At 61.4% G+C, this 17,985-nt stretch carries 13 protein-coding genes; 7 read left to right on the top strand and 6 right to left on the bottom strand.

Annotated elements, in window-relative coordinates; all coding sequences use genetic code 11:
• Nucleotides 1-75: 75 nt before the first annotated feature.
• The 7 genes from spoVAD to IHN22_RS02265 all read left to right on the top strand — a co-directional run bounded on the left by spoVAD (nt 76) and on the right by IHN22_RS02265 (nt 11,454).
• Nucleotides 76-1,089 (top strand): stage V sporulation protein AD, encoded by a 1,014-nt coding sequence (spoVAD, locus tag IHN22_RS02295; RefSeq protein WP_191433273.1) that lies wholly within the window; start codon nt 76-78, stop codon nt 1,087-1,089.
• A gap of 9 nt (nt 1,090-1,098) precedes the next feature.
• Complete coding sequence (spoVAE, locus tag IHN22_RS02290) at nt 1,099-1,467, top strand: stage V sporulation protein AE (protein ID WP_191433272.1); 369 nt, start codon at nt 1,099-1,101, stop codon at nt 1,465-1,467.
• 116 nt (nt 1,468-1,583) lie between these two features.
• Nucleotides 1,584-3,194: a CTP synthase gene (locus IHN22_RS02285; RefSeq protein ID WP_191433271.1), complete on the top strand. Its 1,611-nt coding sequence runs from the start codon at nt 1,584-1,586 to the stop codon at nt 3,192-3,194.
• Between the two features lie 237 nt (nt 3,195-3,431).
• Nucleotides 3,432-4,763: a type I glutamate--ammonia ligase gene (gene glnA, locus IHN22_RS02280; protein ID WP_087187412.1), complete on the top strand. Its 1,332-nt coding sequence runs from the start codon at nt 3,432-3,434 to the stop codon at nt 4,761-4,763.
• A 41-nt stretch (nt 4,764-4,804) separates the two neighbouring features.
• Complete coding sequence (locus IHN22_RS02275) at nt 4,805-5,341, top strand: ANTAR domain-containing response regulator (protein WP_087187413.1); 537 nt, start codon at nt 4,805-4,807, stop codon at nt 5,339-5,341.
• A gap of 114 nt (nt 5,342-5,455) precedes the next feature.
• Nucleotides 5,456-9,994: a glutamate synthase large subunit gene (gene gltB, locus IHN22_RS02270; protein WP_191433270.1), complete on the top strand. Its 4,539-nt coding sequence runs from the start codon at nt 5,456-5,458 to the stop codon at nt 9,992-9,994.
• A gap of 2 nt (nt 9,995-9,996) precedes the next feature.
• Nucleotides 9,997-11,454: a glutamate synthase subunit beta gene (locus tag IHN22_RS02265; RefSeq protein ID WP_191433269.1), complete on the top strand. Its 1,458-nt coding sequence runs from the start codon at nt 9,997-9,999 to the stop codon at nt 11,452-11,454.
• A 39-nt stretch (nt 11,455-11,493) separates the two neighbouring features.
• Here the strand turns inward: IHN22_RS02265 and IHN22_RS02260 are convergent, their stop codons facing one another.
• From IHN22_RS02260 to polA, 6 genes are all read right to left on the bottom strand, one after another.
• Nucleotides 11,494-12,243, bottom strand: coding sequence for a PAQR family membrane homeostasis protein TrhA (locus IHN22_RS02260; RefSeq protein ID WP_087328217.1), 750 nt, complete (start codon nt 12,241-12,243; stop codon nt 11,494-11,496).
• A gap of 240 nt (nt 12,244-12,483) precedes the next feature.
• Entirely contained in the window at nt 12,484-13,494 is a 1,011-nt protein-coding gene (gene tsaD, locus IHN22_RS02255; RefSeq protein ID WP_191433268.1) for a tRNA (adenosine(37)-N6)-threonylcarbamoyltransferase complex transferase subunit TsaD, read from the bottom strand.
• Between the two features lie 3 nt (nt 13,495-13,497).
• The gene (locus tag IHN22_RS02250; RefSeq protein WP_191433267.1) at nt 13,498-14,091 is read right to left on the bottom strand and encodes a GNAT family N-acetyltransferase; all 594 of its coding nucleotides are present in this window, start codon (nt 14,089-14,091) and stop codon (nt 13,498-13,500) included.
• Complete coding sequence (gene rimI / locus IHN22_RS02245; RefSeq protein ID WP_191433266.1) at nt 14,084-14,536, bottom strand: ribosomal protein S18-alanine N-acetyltransferase; 453 nt, start codon at nt 14,534-14,536, stop codon at nt 14,084-14,086. The genes IHN22_RS02250 and rimI overlap by 8 nt, the downstream gene beginning before the upstream one ends.
• Complete coding sequence (locus IHN22_RS02240) at nt 14,533-15,138, bottom strand: GNAT family N-acetyltransferase (protein ID WP_191433265.1); 606 nt, start codon at nt 15,136-15,138, stop codon at nt 14,533-14,535. Before IHN22_RS02240 ends, rimI begins: the two co-directional genes overlap by 4 nt.
• 12 nt (nt 15,139-15,150) lie before the next feature.
• Nucleotides 15,151-17,811: a DNA polymerase I gene (gene polA, locus IHN22_RS02235; protein ID WP_191433264.1), complete on the bottom strand. Its 2,661-nt coding sequence runs from the start codon at nt 17,809-17,811 to the stop codon at nt 15,151-15,153.
• Nucleotides 17,812-17,985: the final 174 nt, after the last annotated feature.

Here is a 17,985-nt window from a genome sequence, read left to right as displayed (position 1 = left end):
TCATATTTTGCGTACTTTTCGTTCAAAATAGTATTTGTCAGGCGGACAGCCGCCCAAGCAAACAGAGGTGAGGATATGGCAAACAAAAAACTGGGCCGGCAGACCGTGGCCCTGCAGGACCCGCCTTCGGTCATCGGCAGCGCCGCCGTGGTGGGCAAAAAAGAAGGGGAAGGTCCTCTGGCCGCCACCTTCGATCACATCAGTCAGGACGATTCCTTTGGAGAACGGAGCTGGGAAAAGGCGGAGAGTGCCATGCAGAAGCTGGCCCTGGCCGCCGCCCTCAGCAAGGCCGGCCTCAGTGTATCCGGTCTGGACTACCTGCTGGCGGGAGATCTGCTCAACCAGTGTATCGGCTCCGGCTTTGCCGTCCGGGGACAGGATGTGCCCTTCTTGGGGCTGTACGGGGCCTGCTCCACCATGGCGGAGAGTCTGTCCCTGGCCTCCATGCTGCTGGACGGGGGATACGGCACAAAGATCGCGGCCATGACCTCCTCCCACTTCTGCTCCGCCGAGCGGCAGTACCGCTCCCCCCTGGAATATGGAGGCCAGCGCACTCCTACCGCCCAGTGGACGGTGACCGGGTCGGGCTGCGTCATTCTGGCCGACCAGGGGCCTGGCCCCTATATCACCCACGTCACCACCGGCAAAGTGGTGGACAAGGGCATCAAGGATGCAGCCAATATGGGAGCAGCTATGGCGCCCGCCGCCTATTCCACGCTCTCAGCCCATTTTCAGGACACGGGCCGCAAGCCCTCCGACTACGATCTGATCGTCACAGGAGATTTGGGGCAGCTGGGCCGGGACATTGTGGCCGACTGGTTCCACCGGGACGGCATGGACCTGAAAAACTTCAATGACTGCGGTACTCTGATCTACGATCTGGAGGGGCAGGACGTCCACTGCGGTGGCTCCGGCTGCGGCTGCTCGGCAGTGGTGCTGGCAGGGATGCTCCTTAACGGTATGGCAGGAGGCCGCTGGAAACGTATCCTGTTCTGCGGCACCGGCGCTCTCCTCTCCCCCACCTCCTCCCAGCAGGGGGAGAGTATCCCCGCCATCTGCCATGCGGTGGCGCTGGACATCAGAAAGTGAGGTATATCCATGGAGATTTTCTGGACCTATGCCCGAGTCTTTCTCTGCGGCGGGACCCTCTGCCTCATCGGGCAGATTCTCATTGACAAGACCTCCCTCACCCCCGCCCGCATCCTGGTCTCCTATGTGGTGGCCGGGGTGATCCTGGGGGGCCTGGGAATCTACCCCTGGCTGGTGGAGTGGGGCGGAGCTGGGGCCACCGTGCCCCTCACCGGCTTCGGCTATCTGCTGTCCAAGGGTGTGGCGGAGGCAGTGGCAGAAAAAGGCGCACTGGGCATTCTGCCCGGCGGCATTACTGCCGCGGCAGGCGGGATCACCGCTGCGGTGCTTTTCGGCCTGCTAGGGGCGCTGCTTTTCAAATCCCGCCCAAAATCTTGACAAACCGTCCCTGTGGTGGTAAAGTATCCGCCGTGAACGAGGGCGTTCCATGAAATGAGGCCGTACTGCCTCCTTTGATGGACGCCCTCGCTTTTTTATTGTCAGGAGGGGATTGGATGACAAAGTATATTTTTGTGACCGGCGGCGTGGTTTCCGGTTTGGGCAAGGGAATTACGGCCGCTTCCCTGGGTCGGCTGCTGAAGGCCCGGGGCCTGAAGGTAGCAGCTCAGAAACTGGACCCGTACATCAACGTGGACCCGGGCACCATGAGCCCCTATCAGCACGGCGAGGTCTTTGTAACCGAGGATGGGGCGGAGACCGACCTGGACCTGGGCCACTATGAGCGTTTCATTGACGAGGATCTGAATCAGTTCTCCAACCTGACCACCGGCCGGGTATACTCCAACGTCATCGCCAAAGAGCGCCGGGGAGAGTATCTGGGCAAGACGGTGCAGGTCATCCCCCACATCACCGACGAAATCAAGCGTTTTATCTACGCTGTAGGCAGGAAAACAAACGCGGATGTAGTAATCACCGAGATCGGCGGCACCACCGGCGATATGGAGAGCCAGCCCTTTTTGGAGGCCATTCGTCAGGTAGGCCGAGAGGTGGGACAGGGCAACGCCCTCTACATCCATGTAACCCTGGTTCCCTATCTGAAGGCCTCCGGTGAGCACAAGTCCAAGCCCACCCAGCACTCGGTCAAAGAATTGCAGGGCATGGGCATCTCTCCGGATCTCATCGTGCTGCGGTGCGACGAGCCTATTACTGACCGCAGCATTTTTGAAAAGATTGCCGGGTTCTGCAACGTGAAGCCGGACTGCGTCATTGAGAATGTCACTCTTCCCACCCTCTATGAGGCTCCTCTGATGCTGGAGGCCGCTGGTTTTTCCTCTGTGGTGTGTCGGGAGCTGGGACTGGAAGCCCCCACACCCGACCTGGCCGAGTGGACCGCCCTGGTGGAACAAATCAAAGGTCTGCGCTCCACTGTCACCATTGGCCTGGTTGGCAAATATGTACAGCTCCACGATGCCTATCTGTCAGTAGCCGAGGCTCTCCGCCACGCCGGATATCCCCTGGGCTCCAGGATCGACATTCGCTGGATCGACTCGGAGACCGTCACCGAAGAAAATTACACCCAGGTACTGGAGGATCTGGACGGCATTCTGGTGCCCGGCGGCTTTGGCGCCCGGGGCATCGAGGGCATGATCCTGGCCGCCCGGTACGCCCGGGAACACCAGGTCCCCTATCTGGGTATCTGTCTGGGGATGCAGGTGGCGGTCATCGAGTTTGCCCGCCATGTGGCCGGGCTGACAGACGCCCACTCCGGTGAGTTTGAACCCGAATGCCCCCACAAGGTCATTGACTTTATGCCCGGCCAGAGCGACGAGATTGACAAGGGCGGCACCCTGCGGCTTGGGGCCTATCCCTGCGCCGTCCAGCCCGGTACCATGCTGGCCCGCTGCTACGGCGCACCCCTGACCCAGGAACGGCACCGCCACCGCTATGAATTCAATAACCAGTTCCGGGAGATCCTCACTGAGGCCGGGCTGATACTCAGCGGTCTTTCCCCCGACGGCCGGCTGGTAGAGGCGGTGGAACTGCCCCACAGCCCCTTCTATGTGGGCGTGCAGTACCATCCGGAGTTTAAGAGCCGCCCCAATCGTCCTCATCCCCTGTTCCACAGCTTTGTGGCCGCTGCCGCTCATCGCCATCGGCAAGCTTAACGTCCCATTTGTGCAAGTCCTTATGTCACTAGTTGCATAAAATTTAGCTCACAAAAGCATTTGTTTTACAGTTATCTTTCCTAAATTCGTCTATTCCGTTAATTTCCTATTGACAAAAACAGCTGTCCACACTATACTTACACCATCAGTTGAGAACGAAGGCGTTCCAACCCGGCCAGGGTGGGAGCGCCTTCTTCTTTTTCTTTCAATATGAAAGAAGGAAAGGAGATACCTGCAATGTCGTACACCAAGGAAGATATCATCCGCATCGTCCATGAGGAGGATATTGAGTTTATCCGCCTCCAGTTCACCGACATCTTTGGTCAGCTGAAGAATGTGGCCATCACCGCCTCCCAGATTGAGAAGGCGGTCAACAATCAAATCATGTTCGACGGTTCCTCCATCGAGGGTTTCGTCCGTATCGACGAGTCTGACCAGTATCTCTATCCTGATCTGAACTCCTTCGTGGTTTTCCCCTGGCGGCCCAGCCACGGCAAGGTGGCCCGTCTGATCTGCGACGTCCACAACCCCGACGGCACCCCCTTTGTGGGCGACCCCCGAGGCACCCTGAAGCGGGTCCTCCAGCGGGCCAAGGATATGGGCTACGATGCCTTCAACGTAGGCCCCGAGGCCGAGTTCTTCCTGTTCCAGACCGACGACGAGGGCCGTCCCACCACCAAGACCAACGACGAGGCGGGCTACTTCGACCTGGGCCCCCTGGACCACGGCGAGGGCACCCGCCGGGAGATCTGTATGGCCTTGGAGCAGATGGGCTTCGAGATCGAGGCCAGCCACCACGAAGTGGCCGCAGGTCAGCACGAGATCGACTTCAAGTACGAGGAAGCCCTTCACGCTGCCGACAACATCATGACCTTCAAGCTGGCGGTCAAGACCCTGGCTCAGAAGAACGGCCTTCACGCCACCTTTATGCCAAAGCCCATCTTCGGCATCAACGGCTCTGGAATGCACACCAATATGTCCCTGTTCCGGGGCGGCAAGAACGCATTCTACGATCCCAGTGACGAGCGGGGCCTGTCCAAGGAAGCCTACTCCTTCATCGCCGGTCTGCTGGCCCACGTGAAGGGCATGGCCGCCGTGACCAACCCGCTGGTCAACTCCTACAAGCGTCTGGTGCCCGGCTATGAGGCCCCCTGCTACCTGGCCTGGTCCGCCTCCAACCGCTCCGCCCTCATCCGCATCCCCGCCTCCCGCGGCCAGTCCACTCGTGTGGAGCTCCGCTCCCCCGACCCGGCCTGCAACCCCTACCTGGAACTGGCCGTCTGCCTGGCCGCCGGTCTGGACGGCATCGAGAAGGGCATGGTTCCCCCGGCGGAGGTCACCGAGAACATCTTTGTGATGGATCAGGCCACCCGCGAGGCCCACGGCATCGACTCCCTGCCCGGCTCCCTGGAGGAGGCCATCCAGGCTATGAAAGCCGACTCCCTCATTATGGACACTCTGGGCGAGCACATTACCAGCAACTATCTGGCCGGCAAGGAAGCCGAATGGGATGAGTACCGCACCCGTGTATCCTCCTGGGAGCGGGAGAAGTACATCATCAACTATTGATTTCTCAGCAACACCCTCCTCACAGTTGGGAGTGATGATCCATGGAACAGGTGATCGTTGCCTTTGAAAATACCAAAAGCGCAAGCCGCATCAAGGAGATCCTGGAGACCTCAGGCACGGCCTCCTGTATTCTCTGCAAGACTGCCGACCAGGTCCGCCGCACGGCAAATAAACTCCACATCACTGCAGTGATCTGCGGCTTCAAGCTGGCCGACCAGAGCGTGGAGGCTCTGGCAGGCGATCTGCCCTCCTCCTGTGCCGTCCTGGTTCTGGCCTCCCAGAACCTGCTGGACCTGCTGCAGAACGACGATCTCTTCCAGCTGCCCGCCCCGGTATCCAAAGGGGACCTGACCGCATCGGTGCGGATGCTTCTCCAGATGGGGCGGCGGCTGGAGCGGGCCCTGCGGCCCCGCCGCTCCCCGGAGGAGCTGGAAGTCATTCAGCAGGCCAAGGCCCTGCTGATGGACCGCAACGGCATGACAGAAGAGCAGGCCCACCGCTTTTTGCAGAAGTCCAGTATGGACAACGGTACAAAATTGCTTCAGACTGCCCAAATGGTACTGGACAGCGCAGAATAGGGCAAACTAAACAGGACGAGACAATGCAGTCTCACGGCGGCAGTCGGGGACGTACTGCCGCCGTTTTTTACTACCGTCCCACTGCCCAAACTCACCCGGAAAGGGGAATGAACCATGAAAACAGAAGGCTATCCGCCCCGGGGACTCTATCACCCCGCCTTTGAACACGACAGCTGCGGTATTGGGGCCGTGGTGGACATCCAGGGCAAACCCAGCCACCAGACAGTGGACGACGCACTGAAAATTGTGGAGAAGCTGGAACACCGCGCCGGCAAGGACGCCGAGGGCAAGACCGGCGACGGCGTGGGTATTTTGGTCCAGATCTCCCACCGCTTTTTCTCCAAGGCTGCCCAGGCGGCAGGCATCCAGCTGCCCGGACCCCGGGATTACGGCGTTGGTATGTTTTTCTTCCCCCAGGATACCCTGAAGCGGGGGCAGGCCAGAAAGATGTTCGAGGTCATCGCCGAGAAGGAGGGCCTCACCTTCCTGGGCTGGCGGGACGTACCGGTGTGCCCCGAGATCCTGGGGCAAAAGGCCCGGGACAAGATGCCTGTCATCCAGCAGGCCTTTGTGGCCCGCCCGACAGACACTGAACAGGGCCTGCCTTTCGACCGGAAGCTCTATATCGCCCGCCGGGTGTTTGAGCAGTCCAACGACAACACCTATGTGCCCTCCCTGTCCAGCCGCACCATTGTTTATAAAGGAATGTTCCTGGTGGACCAGCTGCGGAAGTTCTATCCCGACCTGCAGAGCAAGGACTACCAGTCCGCCATTGCCCTGGTTCACTCCCGATTCTCCACCAACACCAATCCCTCCTGGGAGCGGGCCCACCCCAACCGGCTCATGGCCCACAACGGCGAAATCAACACCATTCGCGGCAACGTGGACCGGATGCTGGCCCGGGAGGAGACTATGTCCTCTCCCCTGCTGGATGATCAGATGGACAAGGTGCTGCCGGTAGTCAATGTAAACGGCTCCGACTCCGCCATGCTGGACAACACCCTGGAATTCCTCATGATGGCGGGCATGGACCTGCCTCTGGCCGTTATGGCCTGTATCCCGGAGCCCTGGATGGAGGACAAGGCCATCTCCCGGTCCAAGCGGGATCTGTACCAATATTACGCCACCCTGATGGAGCCCTGGGATGGCCCGGCTTCCATCCTCTTCTCCGACGGCGACGTGGTAGGGGCGGTGCTGGACCGCAACGGCCTGCGGCCTTCCCGGTATTATGTCACCCGGGACGGGCGGCTCATCCTCTCCTCCGAGGTGGGCGTACTGGATATCCCGGCGGAGCAGATCGTGGAGAAATCCCGGCTCCAGCCCGGGCGGATGCTGCTGGTGGACACCACCCAGGGCCGCATCATCGGCGACGACGAGCTGAAGGAATCCTATGCCGCCCGGCAGCCCTACGGCGAGTGGCTGGACCGCAACCTGCTTCATTTAAAGGATCTGCCCATTCCCAACCGCCGGGTAGAGCGCCACACCAGAGAGGGGCTTCACCGCCTCCAGAAGGCCTTTGGCTACACCTATGAGGATGTGCGCAACACCATCCTCCCCATGGCCCGCACCGGTGCCGAGCCTACTGCCGCCATGGGCACCGACATTCCTCTGGCCGTGCTGGACCACAAGGATCAGCCCCTGTTCAGCTACTTCAAGCAGCTCTTTGCCCAGGTGACCAACCCGCCTATCGACGCCATTCGTGAGGAGATCGTCACCGACACCACTGTCTATGTGGGCGACGACGGCAATCTGCTCTCTGAAACGGCGGACAACTGCCGGGTGCTTCAGATCCACAACCCCATCCTCACCTCCACCGACATGATGAAAATCAAGGCCATGAACCAGCCTGGCTTCCAGGTGGAAACGGTGTCCATTCTCTACTATAAGAACACCCCCTTGGACCGGGCCCTGGACCATCTGGCGCTGGCAGTGGACCGCGCCTGGCGAAAGGGCGCCAACATCATTATTCTCTCCGACCGGGGTGTGGATGAGAACCATGTGGCCATCCCCTCCCTGCTGGCAGTATCCGCCATGGAGCAGCACCTGATCCGCACCAAGAAGCGCACCGCCGTCTCCATCCTGCTGGAATCCGCCGAGCCCCGGGATGTCCACCACTTCGCCACCCTGCTGGGTTACGGCGCCCGTGCCATCAACCCCTACCTGGCTGAGGAGACCATCGTGGAGCTCATCGAGGAGGGTCTGCTGGACAAGGACTACCACACCGCCGTGGCCGACTACAACGCCGCCATTCTCCACGGCATCGTAAAGATCGCCTCCAAGATGGGCATTTCCACCCTCCAGTCCTATCAATCCGCCCAGATCTTTGAGGCCATCGGCATCAACAAGACGGTCATTGACAAATACTTCACCAATACCGTCTCCCGGGTGGGCGGCATCGGCCTGACCGAGATCGCCGCCATGGTGGACCGCAACCACTCCAAGGCCTATGACCCGCTGGGGCTGGGGGCCGATCCTACCCTGGACTCTCTGGGCGCCCACAAGGCCCGGTCCGGCGGTGAGGACCATATGTACAATCCCCAGACCATCCACCTGCTCCAGCAGGCCACCCGCCGGGGGGACTACGATCTGTTCAAGCAATACACCGCCCAGGTGGACGACGAAACCAGTCCCCACACCCTCCGCGGCCTGCTGGACATGAAATACGCCGACACTCCCCTGCCTCTGGACCAGGTAGAGAGCGTGGACTCCATTGTCAAGCGCTTCAAGACCGGCGCCATGAGCTACGGCTCCATCTCCCGGGAGGCCCACGAGTGTCTGGCCCAGGCCATGAATCTGCTGGGGGGCAAATCCAACTCCGGCGAGGGCGGCGAGGAGCCCGACCGGCTGAAAGATCCCGCCCGCAACTCCGCCATCAAGCAGGTGGCTTCCGGCCGATTCGGCGTCACCAGTGAATATCTGGTATCCGCCAAGGAGATCCAGATCAAGATGGCGCAGGGCGCCAAGCCCGGTGAGGGCGGCCATCTGCCTGCAGGTAAGGTATATCCCTGGATTGCCCGGTGCCGTCACTCCACCCCCGGCGTCACCCTGATTTCTCCCCCGCCCCACCACGACATCTACTCCATTGAGGACCTGGCCCAGCTGATCTACGACCTGAAGTGCGCCAACCGTCAGGCCCGCATCTCGGTGAAGCTGGTCAGCGAGGCAGGCGTGGGCACCATCGCCGCTGGCGTGGCCAAGGCCGGCGCCCAGGTGGTACTGGTATCTGGCTATGACGGCGGCACCGGCGCCGCCCCCCGCACCTCCATTCACAACGCCGGTCTGCCCTGGGAGCTGGGCCTGGCGGAAACCCATCAGACTCTGATCCAGAACGGCCTGCGGTCCCGGGTGGTGGTGGAAACCGACGGCAAGCTGATGAGTGGCCGGGATGTGGCCATTGCCTGTATGCTGGGCGCCGAGGAGTTCGGCTTTGCCACCGCTCCCCTGGTGACCATGGGCTGCGTCATGATGCGGGTGTGCAATCTGGACACCTGCCCTGTAGGCGTTGCCACCCAAAACCCTGAGCTGCGTAAGCGCTTTGCCGGCAAGCCGGAATATGTGGTCAACTTTATGCGCTTCATCGCCCAGGAACTGCGGGAGCATATGGCCAAGCTGGGTGTGCACACCGTGGAGGAGCTGGTGGGCCGCACCGACCTTCTGGCCGTCCGCACCCCGGCAGTCAATGACCGGGCCGCCACGGTAGACCTGTCCGCCATTCTGGACAACCCCTATGTGGGTGCGGAGAAGGCCCATTTCGATCCCGCCGACGTCTACGACTTCCATCTGGAGGACACCGTGGACCTGAAGGTGCTGGAGCGCAAGCTGGGCAGCGCACTGGCTCAGGGCGCTCCCAAGCGCCTGGAGGTGGCGGTCTCCTCCACCGACCGGGCGGTGGGCACCATTCTGGGCTCCGACATTACCCGTCTCCACGGCGACAGCCTGCCCGGCGGCACCTTTACGGTCAAGTGCACCGGCGGCGGCGGCCAGTCCTTCGGCGCTTTCCTGCCCAAGGGCCTGACTCTGGAGCTGGAGGGCGACGCCAACGACTACCTGGGCAAGGGCCTCTCCGGCGGCCGTCTGGTGGTCTATCCCCCCAAGGACAGCACCTTTGATCCCGCGAAAAACATCCTGGTAGGCAACGTAGCCCTCTACGGCGCCACCAGCGGCCAGGCCTACCTGAACGGCGTGGCGGGCGAGCGTTTCTGTGTCCGCAACTCGGGCGCCACCGCCGTGGTGGAGGGCGTGGGCGACCACGGCTGCGAGTATATGACCGGCGGCCGGGTGGTGGTCCTGGGCCCCACCGGCAAGAACTTTGCCGCCGGTATGAGCGGCGGCGTGGCCTATGTGCTGGATGAGCACCGGGACCTGTACCTGCGGCTCAACAAGGCTCTGGTATCCATGGAGCCGGTCACGGAGAAGCACGACGCCGCCGAACTGCGGGAACTGATCCAGGCCCACGCCGACGCCACCGGCTCGGCCAAGGCAAGCTGTATTTTGACTCACTTTGAGGATTATCTGCCTCTGTTCAAGAAGATCCTGCCCCACGACTACGACCGGATGCTGCGCACCATCGCCCAGTATGAGGAGAAGGGCATGAGCCGGGAGGAGGCCCAGGTAGAGGCCTTCTATGTCAATACCCACCAGAAGGGGGAATAACCATGGGAAAACCCACAGGATTTATGGAATATCAGCGCAGGGGGAATCCCTCTGAGACCCCTCTGGAGCGCATCAAGCACTACAACGAGTTTCACCCCCGGCTGGGCCGGGACGACCGGCGGCGGCAGGGCGCCCGGTGCATGGAGTGCGGCGTGCCCTTCTGTCAGTCGGGGGCGGTACTGAACGGTATGGTGTCCGGCTGTCCCCTCCACAACCTGATCCCCGAGTGGAACGACCTGGTGTACACCGGCAACTTTACCCATGCACTGGAGCGACTTTTAAAGACCAATAACTTCCCTGAGTTTACCGGTCGGGTGTGCCCCGCCCTGTGCGAGGCAGCCTGCACCTGCGGTCTCCATGGAGACCCGGTTACCGTAAAGGACAATGAGTTGGGTATCATCGAGGACGCTTGGGACCGGGGCCTCATGTCCCCCCGTCCTCCCAAAGCCCGCACCGGCAAAAAGGTGGCGGTGGTTGGTTCCGGCCCTGCCGGTCTGGCCTGTGCCGACCAGCTCAACCATCGGGGCCACAGCGTTACCGTCTTTGAGCGGGAGGACCGGCCCGGAGGCCTTTTGATGTATGGCATTCCCAACATGAAGCTGGAAAAGCCGGTGGTCCAGCGGCGGCTGGACAAGATGGCCGCTGAAGGAATCACGTTCCGTACCGGCGTGGATGTGGGCAAGGACCTCAGCCCGGAGCAGCTGCGGCGGGACTTTGACGCAGTTGTGCTGTGCTGCGGCGCTGCCCAGCCCCGGGATCTGGCCGTTCCCGGCCGGGAGCTGGACGGGGTGTGGTTCGCGGTGGACTTTTTAAAGGAGACCACCCGTTCCCTGCTGACCCACGACCTGGCCGAGGGCACCTACCCCTCCGCCAAGGGCAAGCACGTTGTCATCGTAGGCGGCGGCGACACCGGCAACGACTGCGTTGGCACCTGCATCCGCCACGGCTGCGCCAGCGTGACCCAGCTGGAGATGATGCCCAAGGCCCCCGATCAACGGGCAGAAAATAACCCCTGGCCGGAGTGGCCAAGGGTGTGCAAGACCGATTACGGCCAGGAGGAGTCCATCGCCCTCTTTGGCCACGATCCCCGGGTCTATGAGACTACTGTGGCCGAATTGATGGGTGACGAGCACGGCAAGCTGAAGGCGGTGAAAACCGTCAAGCTGGGTCCCGACCACCAGCCCATCGCCGACACCGAAGCGGTGCTGGACTGCGACCTGCTCCTCATTGCCGCCGGGTTCCTGGGACCCCAGGACTATGTACCCGAGCTTTTCGGACTGGAACGCACTCCCCGCTCCTGTGTCAAAACGGCGGAAGGCGGTTACGCCACCACCGTACCCGGCGTCTTTGCCGCTGGCGATATGCGCCGGGGCCAGTCTCTGGTAGTGTGGGCCATCCGGGAGGGCCGGGAGGCCGCCCGGGACGTAGATCAGTATTTGATGGGATACACCAATCTATAAAGAAAGCCCCCCGGCCAAGCCGGGGGGCTTTTGCTTGATTTACAGCGCGGCGATTACCTGATACATCAGCATGAAGTGGAACAGGGAGCCCGCCAGGATAAACACATGGAAGATCTCATGGCAGCCGAACTTGGGGTTATTGCGGCCAGGCCACTTGACGGCGTAGAGTACACCGCCGATGGTATAGAGCACACCGCCGCCCAGCACCCAGAACATTCCCGCCCCAGGCAGCACCTGCATCAGGGGCACCAAAGCAATGATGGCCAGCCAGCCCATGGCGATATAGATGCCGGAGGTGAGCCAGCGGGGGGCGGAGAGCCATACCAAGGTGAGCACCAGTCCCGCCAGAGCCAGCCCCCAGATCACGCCGAAGAGGCTCCAGCCCCAACCGCCCATCTCCCGCAGGGCTACCAGACACACAGGGGTGTAGCTGCCGGCGATGAGAAAATAGATGGAGGCGTGGTCATACTTCCGCAGGGCGATACGCCCGGCCACGCTGGTATTGATGCAGTGGTACAGGGTGCTGGCGGTATACAGGCCCACCATGCTGATCCCATAGATCAGGAAGGAGACCAGATGCCACACGCTCAGCTCTTCCAGCAGGCAGCGGGCCACCAACAGCACCGTGCCCACGGCGGCCAGCGCCGCGCCCATGCCGTGGGTAATGGCCGACCAGGGCCGCAGACCGTCATAGGGGTCCCGCGCTTGTTTCACCTTCCGGACCGGACGAGCCTTGGGATGATAATAGAGGGCAGAAGGGTTGCCTCTTAAAATATTCTCCTGATTCATACCATACACCTGCCATTCTGTCAAAGCTGATAGGAGATATTTTTTCTTCTCTTATAGTATAGTTCTAATCTTATAATATTGTCAACAGCAAATGGTAATATAATTTTTAAAATTATATTACAGTTTCTGTACATGATGTCTGTAGCATACCCTTTTCTCCCCCATCCTATCCTCTTTTCAGAAAAGGCAGCAAAAAGCGGCGGTTTTTACAAAAAACCGCCGCTTTTGATTCAAATCCAATTAACCTTTTTTAATGTCCCGGGTGGCGTAGGCGTTCAAGTCCATGCCGCCCCGCTTTCCCGCCAGATATTCATAGTAGCCTTGGCAGCCGATCATGGCCCCGTTGTCCCCGCACAGAGACAGAGGAGGCAGGAACAGCTGATCGCCGGACTGACGGCAGGCTGTCTCCAGATCGGCCCGGATACGGGAATTGGCCGCTACGCCACCCGCCACAGCAATTTTGCCATAGCCGCAGCGCTTGGCCGCCTCCATGGTACGGGGCACCAGGGTATCGCTGACGGCGGCGGCAAAGGAGGCCGCCAGGCCCTTCATGTCCAGTTCTTCCCCCTTCTGAGCAGTGTTGTGGGCCAGATTGAGCACCGCTGTCTTAAGCCCGGAAAAGGACATATCCAGAGGGGCGTCCGCCACATGAGCCCGGGGCAGCTCGTAACGGGTATCATCACCGCCCTGTGCCAGCTTGTCCATAGGAGCGCCGCCAGGATAGCCAATCCCCAGCACCCGGGCCACCTTGTCAAAGCACTCCCCCGCCGCGTCGTCCCGGGTAGCACCCAGGATCTCCATATCAGTGTAGCCCTTTACGTCCACGATCATGGTGTTGCCGCCGGAGACACAGAGACACACAAAGGGGGGCTCCAGGTCGGGGTGGGCGATGTAGTTGGCGGCGATATGGGCCCGGACATGATGGACCGGGATGATGGGCACATTGAGGCCGTAGGCCACCGACTTAGCAAAGTTCACGCCCACCAGCAGGGCGCCAATGAGGCCGGGGGCATAGGTTACCGCCACGGCGTCGATGTCGCTCCGGGTGACCCCCGCCTGTCGGAGGGCCTGGTCGGCCAGCCCGGCGATGGCCTCGATGTGTTTGCGGGAGGCAATCTCAGGCACCACGCCGCCGTAAATGGCGTGCATATCCGCCTGGGAGGCAATGGCGTCGGACAGGACGGTGCGGCCGTCCCGCACCACTGCCACGGCAGTCTCGTCGCAGGAAGATTCAATGGCAAGAATATTCATGGTTCATTCCTTCTTTCCGCAGTGAGCCGCCGGAATATGGATCATCCGGCGAAACAGAACAGGGGGCATCTGACTCCGATACAGCCCCCGGTGGGTATTCTGAAGGATCTCTTCGTCTAGTACACAGGGCTCTGACCACACCAGCATGGCATAGCGCACATGGAAAATATCCGCCTGGTAAGGCATCAGCCGGAACCCCGCCCGCTGGTAAAAGGCCAACCGGCGGCGGCGCACCCGGTCCTCCTCTGGAGAAATCCCCGGCTCCGGCGCCTCCGCCTCTGCCAGCAGGGTACACGCCGGTCCATACCGGGCTTTCAGCAGTTCCAGTGCCTGGGTGCCCAATCCCTGGCCCCGTCCCTCAGGACACACAGCCAGATAATCCAGCAGGGCACAGTTACCCTCCGCCGTCCGCCATAAAAAGGCATAGGCCAGCAGCGCACCCCCCTCAAAGACACCCCAGGTATCATAGCGCCCAGCCCGGCGCAGGCTGCGGATGGAAGTAAGGGGCCGCCGCTCGTTGCGGGGAAAGTCCCGCTTCACATGGACCCGGTAGACCTGCCGTAGCTGGCTGTCGGTGAGCAGCCGCAGTTCAGGCACGGTCTCCAAACTCCACCGTCATCAGCAGGGCGTCCTCATGCTCCTCCCGGTAGTAGTTCTTCCGGCGGCCCACCGTCTGAAAGCCCAGCTTTTCATACAGGGCAATGGCGGGAGCATTGCTCTCCCGCACCTCCAGAGTGAGGAAGGCCAGGTGGGCCTGCCCGAACCGGATGTAAGCGCCCAGGATGGCCTCTGCCACTCCCTGGCGGCGGTAGGCCGGAGCCACCGCGATCTTCTCCAGGGTACCCTCGTCCAGCACGGCCCGCACCTCGCCGTAGCCCAGCACGGCGCCGTCCTCCCCCTCGGCCACTACCAGAGAGATCATATCGTTATACAGCTCCTGCTCCAGCAGGGCCTCCGACCAGGGGTGGGAAAAGCACTCCCGCTCGATGGCCGCCACCTGGCTCAGGTGGGACTTGTCCATAGGGACCAGTTTATAGTTCATGTTGTACTCTCTCCTTCTTTCATCCACACCGGTGGGCCGGGCGGCAACTCATCCGGCCCCAGGGGCACCTTCACATCGGTGCGGGCAGGACCATAAATGGCCTTATGCAGGGCCATCACCGGGGCCAGATCCGCGGGCAGTTCCGGCAGAAAGGTGGTAAACCTCATCCCACAGGTGGCCATATCGTAGGCAGGCACAAAACCGCACCGCTCATAAAACCGAAGCCGCCGCTGCCGTAGCGCATTCTCCGCCGGGTCGTCCCCCTCCACCGGCCGCTCCGCCTCAATGAGCAGCAGGGACTTCCCCGCCAGCCGCTCCGCCAGCATCCGGACAATCTGACTGCCCAGGCCTCCATTCCGCCGGGCGGCGGTCACCCCCAGATAGTCCAGCAGAATACAGCTTTTATCCCCGGGTTCCATCCAAAGGGTGGCGTAGCCCAGCAGGGTCTCACCGTCAAAGAGGCCCCACACCTCATAGCGTCCCTGGTCCATCAGGGCCTTGATGTCCGCCAAAGGCTTACACTCATTGGGCGGAAAGGCCTGGGTCAGTTCCCGGTCATACCAGTCCCGCAGTGCGCCGCCGGTCACAGGACGCAATTCCATAAACGGCTCCTTTCAGCCCTTGGCCTGGGCCCAGCTGCGGCCGGCATGGGCCTCGGCAATAAGGGGCAGGGCCAGCTGCACCACCTGCTCCATCTCGTTCTCCAGCAGGGTCTTGACCCGCTGGGTCTCCCCCTCGGGGCACTCTACGATGAGTTCGTCGTGGACCTGGAGAATCAGTCTGGCCTCCAGGCCCTCGGAGCGCAGCTTGTCCGCCACCCGGATCATAGCCAGCTTGATGATATCGGCGGCGGTACCCTGGATGGGCATATTCAGCGCCACCCGCTCCCCAAAGGAGCGCATATTGAAGTTGGAGGATTTCAGCTCGGGCAGCCAGCGGCGGCGGCCCATGAGGGTGGACACATAGCCGTCGGCCTTGGCCTGCTCCACCACCTGGGTCATATAGGCGCGGACGCCGGAGTACTTCTCAAAGTATTTCTCCATATACTCCTTGGCCTCGGCACGGGTGACCCCGATGTCCTGGGCCAGGGAGAAGTCAGAGATGCCGTAGACGATACCGAAGTTCACCGCCTTGGCCCGGCGGCGCATCTCATGGGTCACGTCCTGGGGCGCCACTCCGAACACCTGGGAGGCGGTAACGGTGTGGATGTCCTCCCCGCTCTGGAAGGCGGCGATCATATGTTCGTCCCCGGCGATGTGGGCCAGCAGCCGCAGCTCGATCTGGGAATAGTCGGCATCCACCAGCATCTTCCCCGCCGGGGCCACAAACATCTTCCGCAGCTCCGCCCCCAGCTCGGTGCGGACGGGGATATTCTGCAAATTCGGCTCGGTGGAACTGAGCCGCCCGGTGGCGGTGACGGTGTTCTGGAAGGAGGTGTGGATGCGCCCGTCGGCGGCGATGACCTTGGTGAGGCCGTCCACATAGGTGGACTTCAGCTTGGCCAGCTGCCGGTAGTCCAGCACCGCCTCCACAATGGGGTGCTTGTCCCGCAGCTTCTCCAGCACCTCGGCGTTGGTGGAGTAGCCCGTCTTGGTCTTCTTCACCGGGGGCAGGCCCAGCTTTTCAAACAGAATCTTTCCGAACTGCTGGGTGGAGTTGATGTTGAACTTCTCCCCCGCCAGCTCATAGATCAGGGTCTCGTCGGCCTTGATGCGCTCGTCCAGCATCTCGCCAAAGGCGGTGAGGGCCCCCCGGTCCACCAGCACTCCGGCGTGCTCCATCCCGGCCAGCACCGGACACAGGGGGAGCTCCACCTCATAATAGAGCTTGTCCATACCTAGTTCCGTGAGCCGGGGGGCCATAGCCTCCTTCAACGCCCCGATAAGGGCGCAGTGGGACAGCAGGGCGGCCAGGGCCGCCGTCTGATCGGCCAGAGGGGTAAAGGCATCCTTTGCCAGGTAGGTATCCTTAGCCTTGGCATACTCATGGTTGAACCACCGCATACCCAAAGTCTCCAGCTCATAGCTGCCGTCGGTTGGGGCCAGCAGATAAGCCGCCAGAGCCGTATCAAAGACAAAGCCGCCTCCCTCGATGCCCTCATCCAGCAGCCGGGACAGCAGGGTTTTCACGTCGTGGGTATTCTTTTTGATGTCAGGAGCAAAGAGGGCCTTCAAAACGCTGTTGTACCCCTCCATCTGATCGGCCCTGAGGATGGCGGCGTGACTATCCCGCTCACTCTCCCAGTACTCCACCACAACCACATCCAGAGAGGGCAGGGCCAGCACATCCACGCTGTCCTTCTGCCGCCAGATGGACAGCAACTCCTCTGCCCGGTTCAAATCGGTGACATCTTCACTGGTGCAGGTGCCGGTAAACTGTTCCTCCTGCTGTACCTCCCCCTGGGGGGCGCTGAGGCCCAGCTTGTCGATAAGCTTATTGAACTCCAGCTTGAGGAAAAGCTCGTACAGGACGGCGGCATTGGGTTCCTTCCGCAGGTTGGCCTCGGGGGTGAAGTCGATGGGGGCATCGCAGTGGATGAGGGCCAGGTCGTAGGACATTTTAGCCTGGTCTGCCCCTTCGGTCAGTTTCTTAAGCACGGCAGGCTTGGCCTCTACGCTGTCCAGATCCTGATAAATGGCTTCCACGCTGTGGTAGCGCTGGATCAGGTCCATGGCGGTTTTTTCACCGATCCCCTTGACGCCGGGGATGTTATCGCTGGTATCCCCCATCAGGGCCTTCAGGTCCACCATGTGGATGGGATCAAAGCCGTAGGCCTCCCGAAAGGCCTCGGGGGTCATCTCCTTGGTGGTGGTCTGGCCCATGCGGGTGGACACCAGCTTCACCCTGGTGGTATCGGTGACCAGCTGGAGGGAGTCCTTGTCGCCGGTAACAATGACGGTATCCCACCCGGCAGCGGTGTCTTTCACCGAGATGGTACCGATGAGGTCGTCGGCCTCCCAGCCGTCCATCTCATAGCGAGGGATGTTCATGGCCTCCAGTACCTGCTTCAGGATGGGCAGCTGAGCCGCCAGTTCTTCCGGCATTCCCTTCCGCTGGGCCTTGTAGCCCTCATAGGCCAGGTGGCGGAAGGTGGGGGCCTTCCGGTCAAAGGTGACACACAGGGCGTCGGGCTGTTCCTCGTCTATCAGCTTGAGCAGGATATTCACGAAGCCATAGACAGCGTTGGTGGGGGTGCCGTCCTTGGTGGTGAGCAGCTTGATGCCGTAAAAGGCACGGTTGATGATGGAATTGCCGTCAATGACCATAAGCTTCATGAAAGGACCTCCTGCTGTCCGGCACACCGGACATAAAATCTCAGGTTATAGTATACCAGCTTTCTCCGTCCCATACAAGAGAAACGCCCGCCGGGTCACCTCACAATGGTGACCGCTATGCGTGCCGAGGCCAAATACCCCTCGGCAGAAGCCAGCAGGATATAGATCCTTCTG

Origin of the sequence: Flavonifractor sp. An112, assembly GCF_904377885.1 — a bacterium.
Classification (GTDB): domain Bacteria; phylum Bacillota; class Clostridia; order Oscillospirales; family Oscillospiraceae; genus Flavonifractor; species Flavonifractor avicola.
Note: the sequence above shows the minus strand (reverse complement) of the source record. Positions and strands in the feature narration are given on the sequence as shown.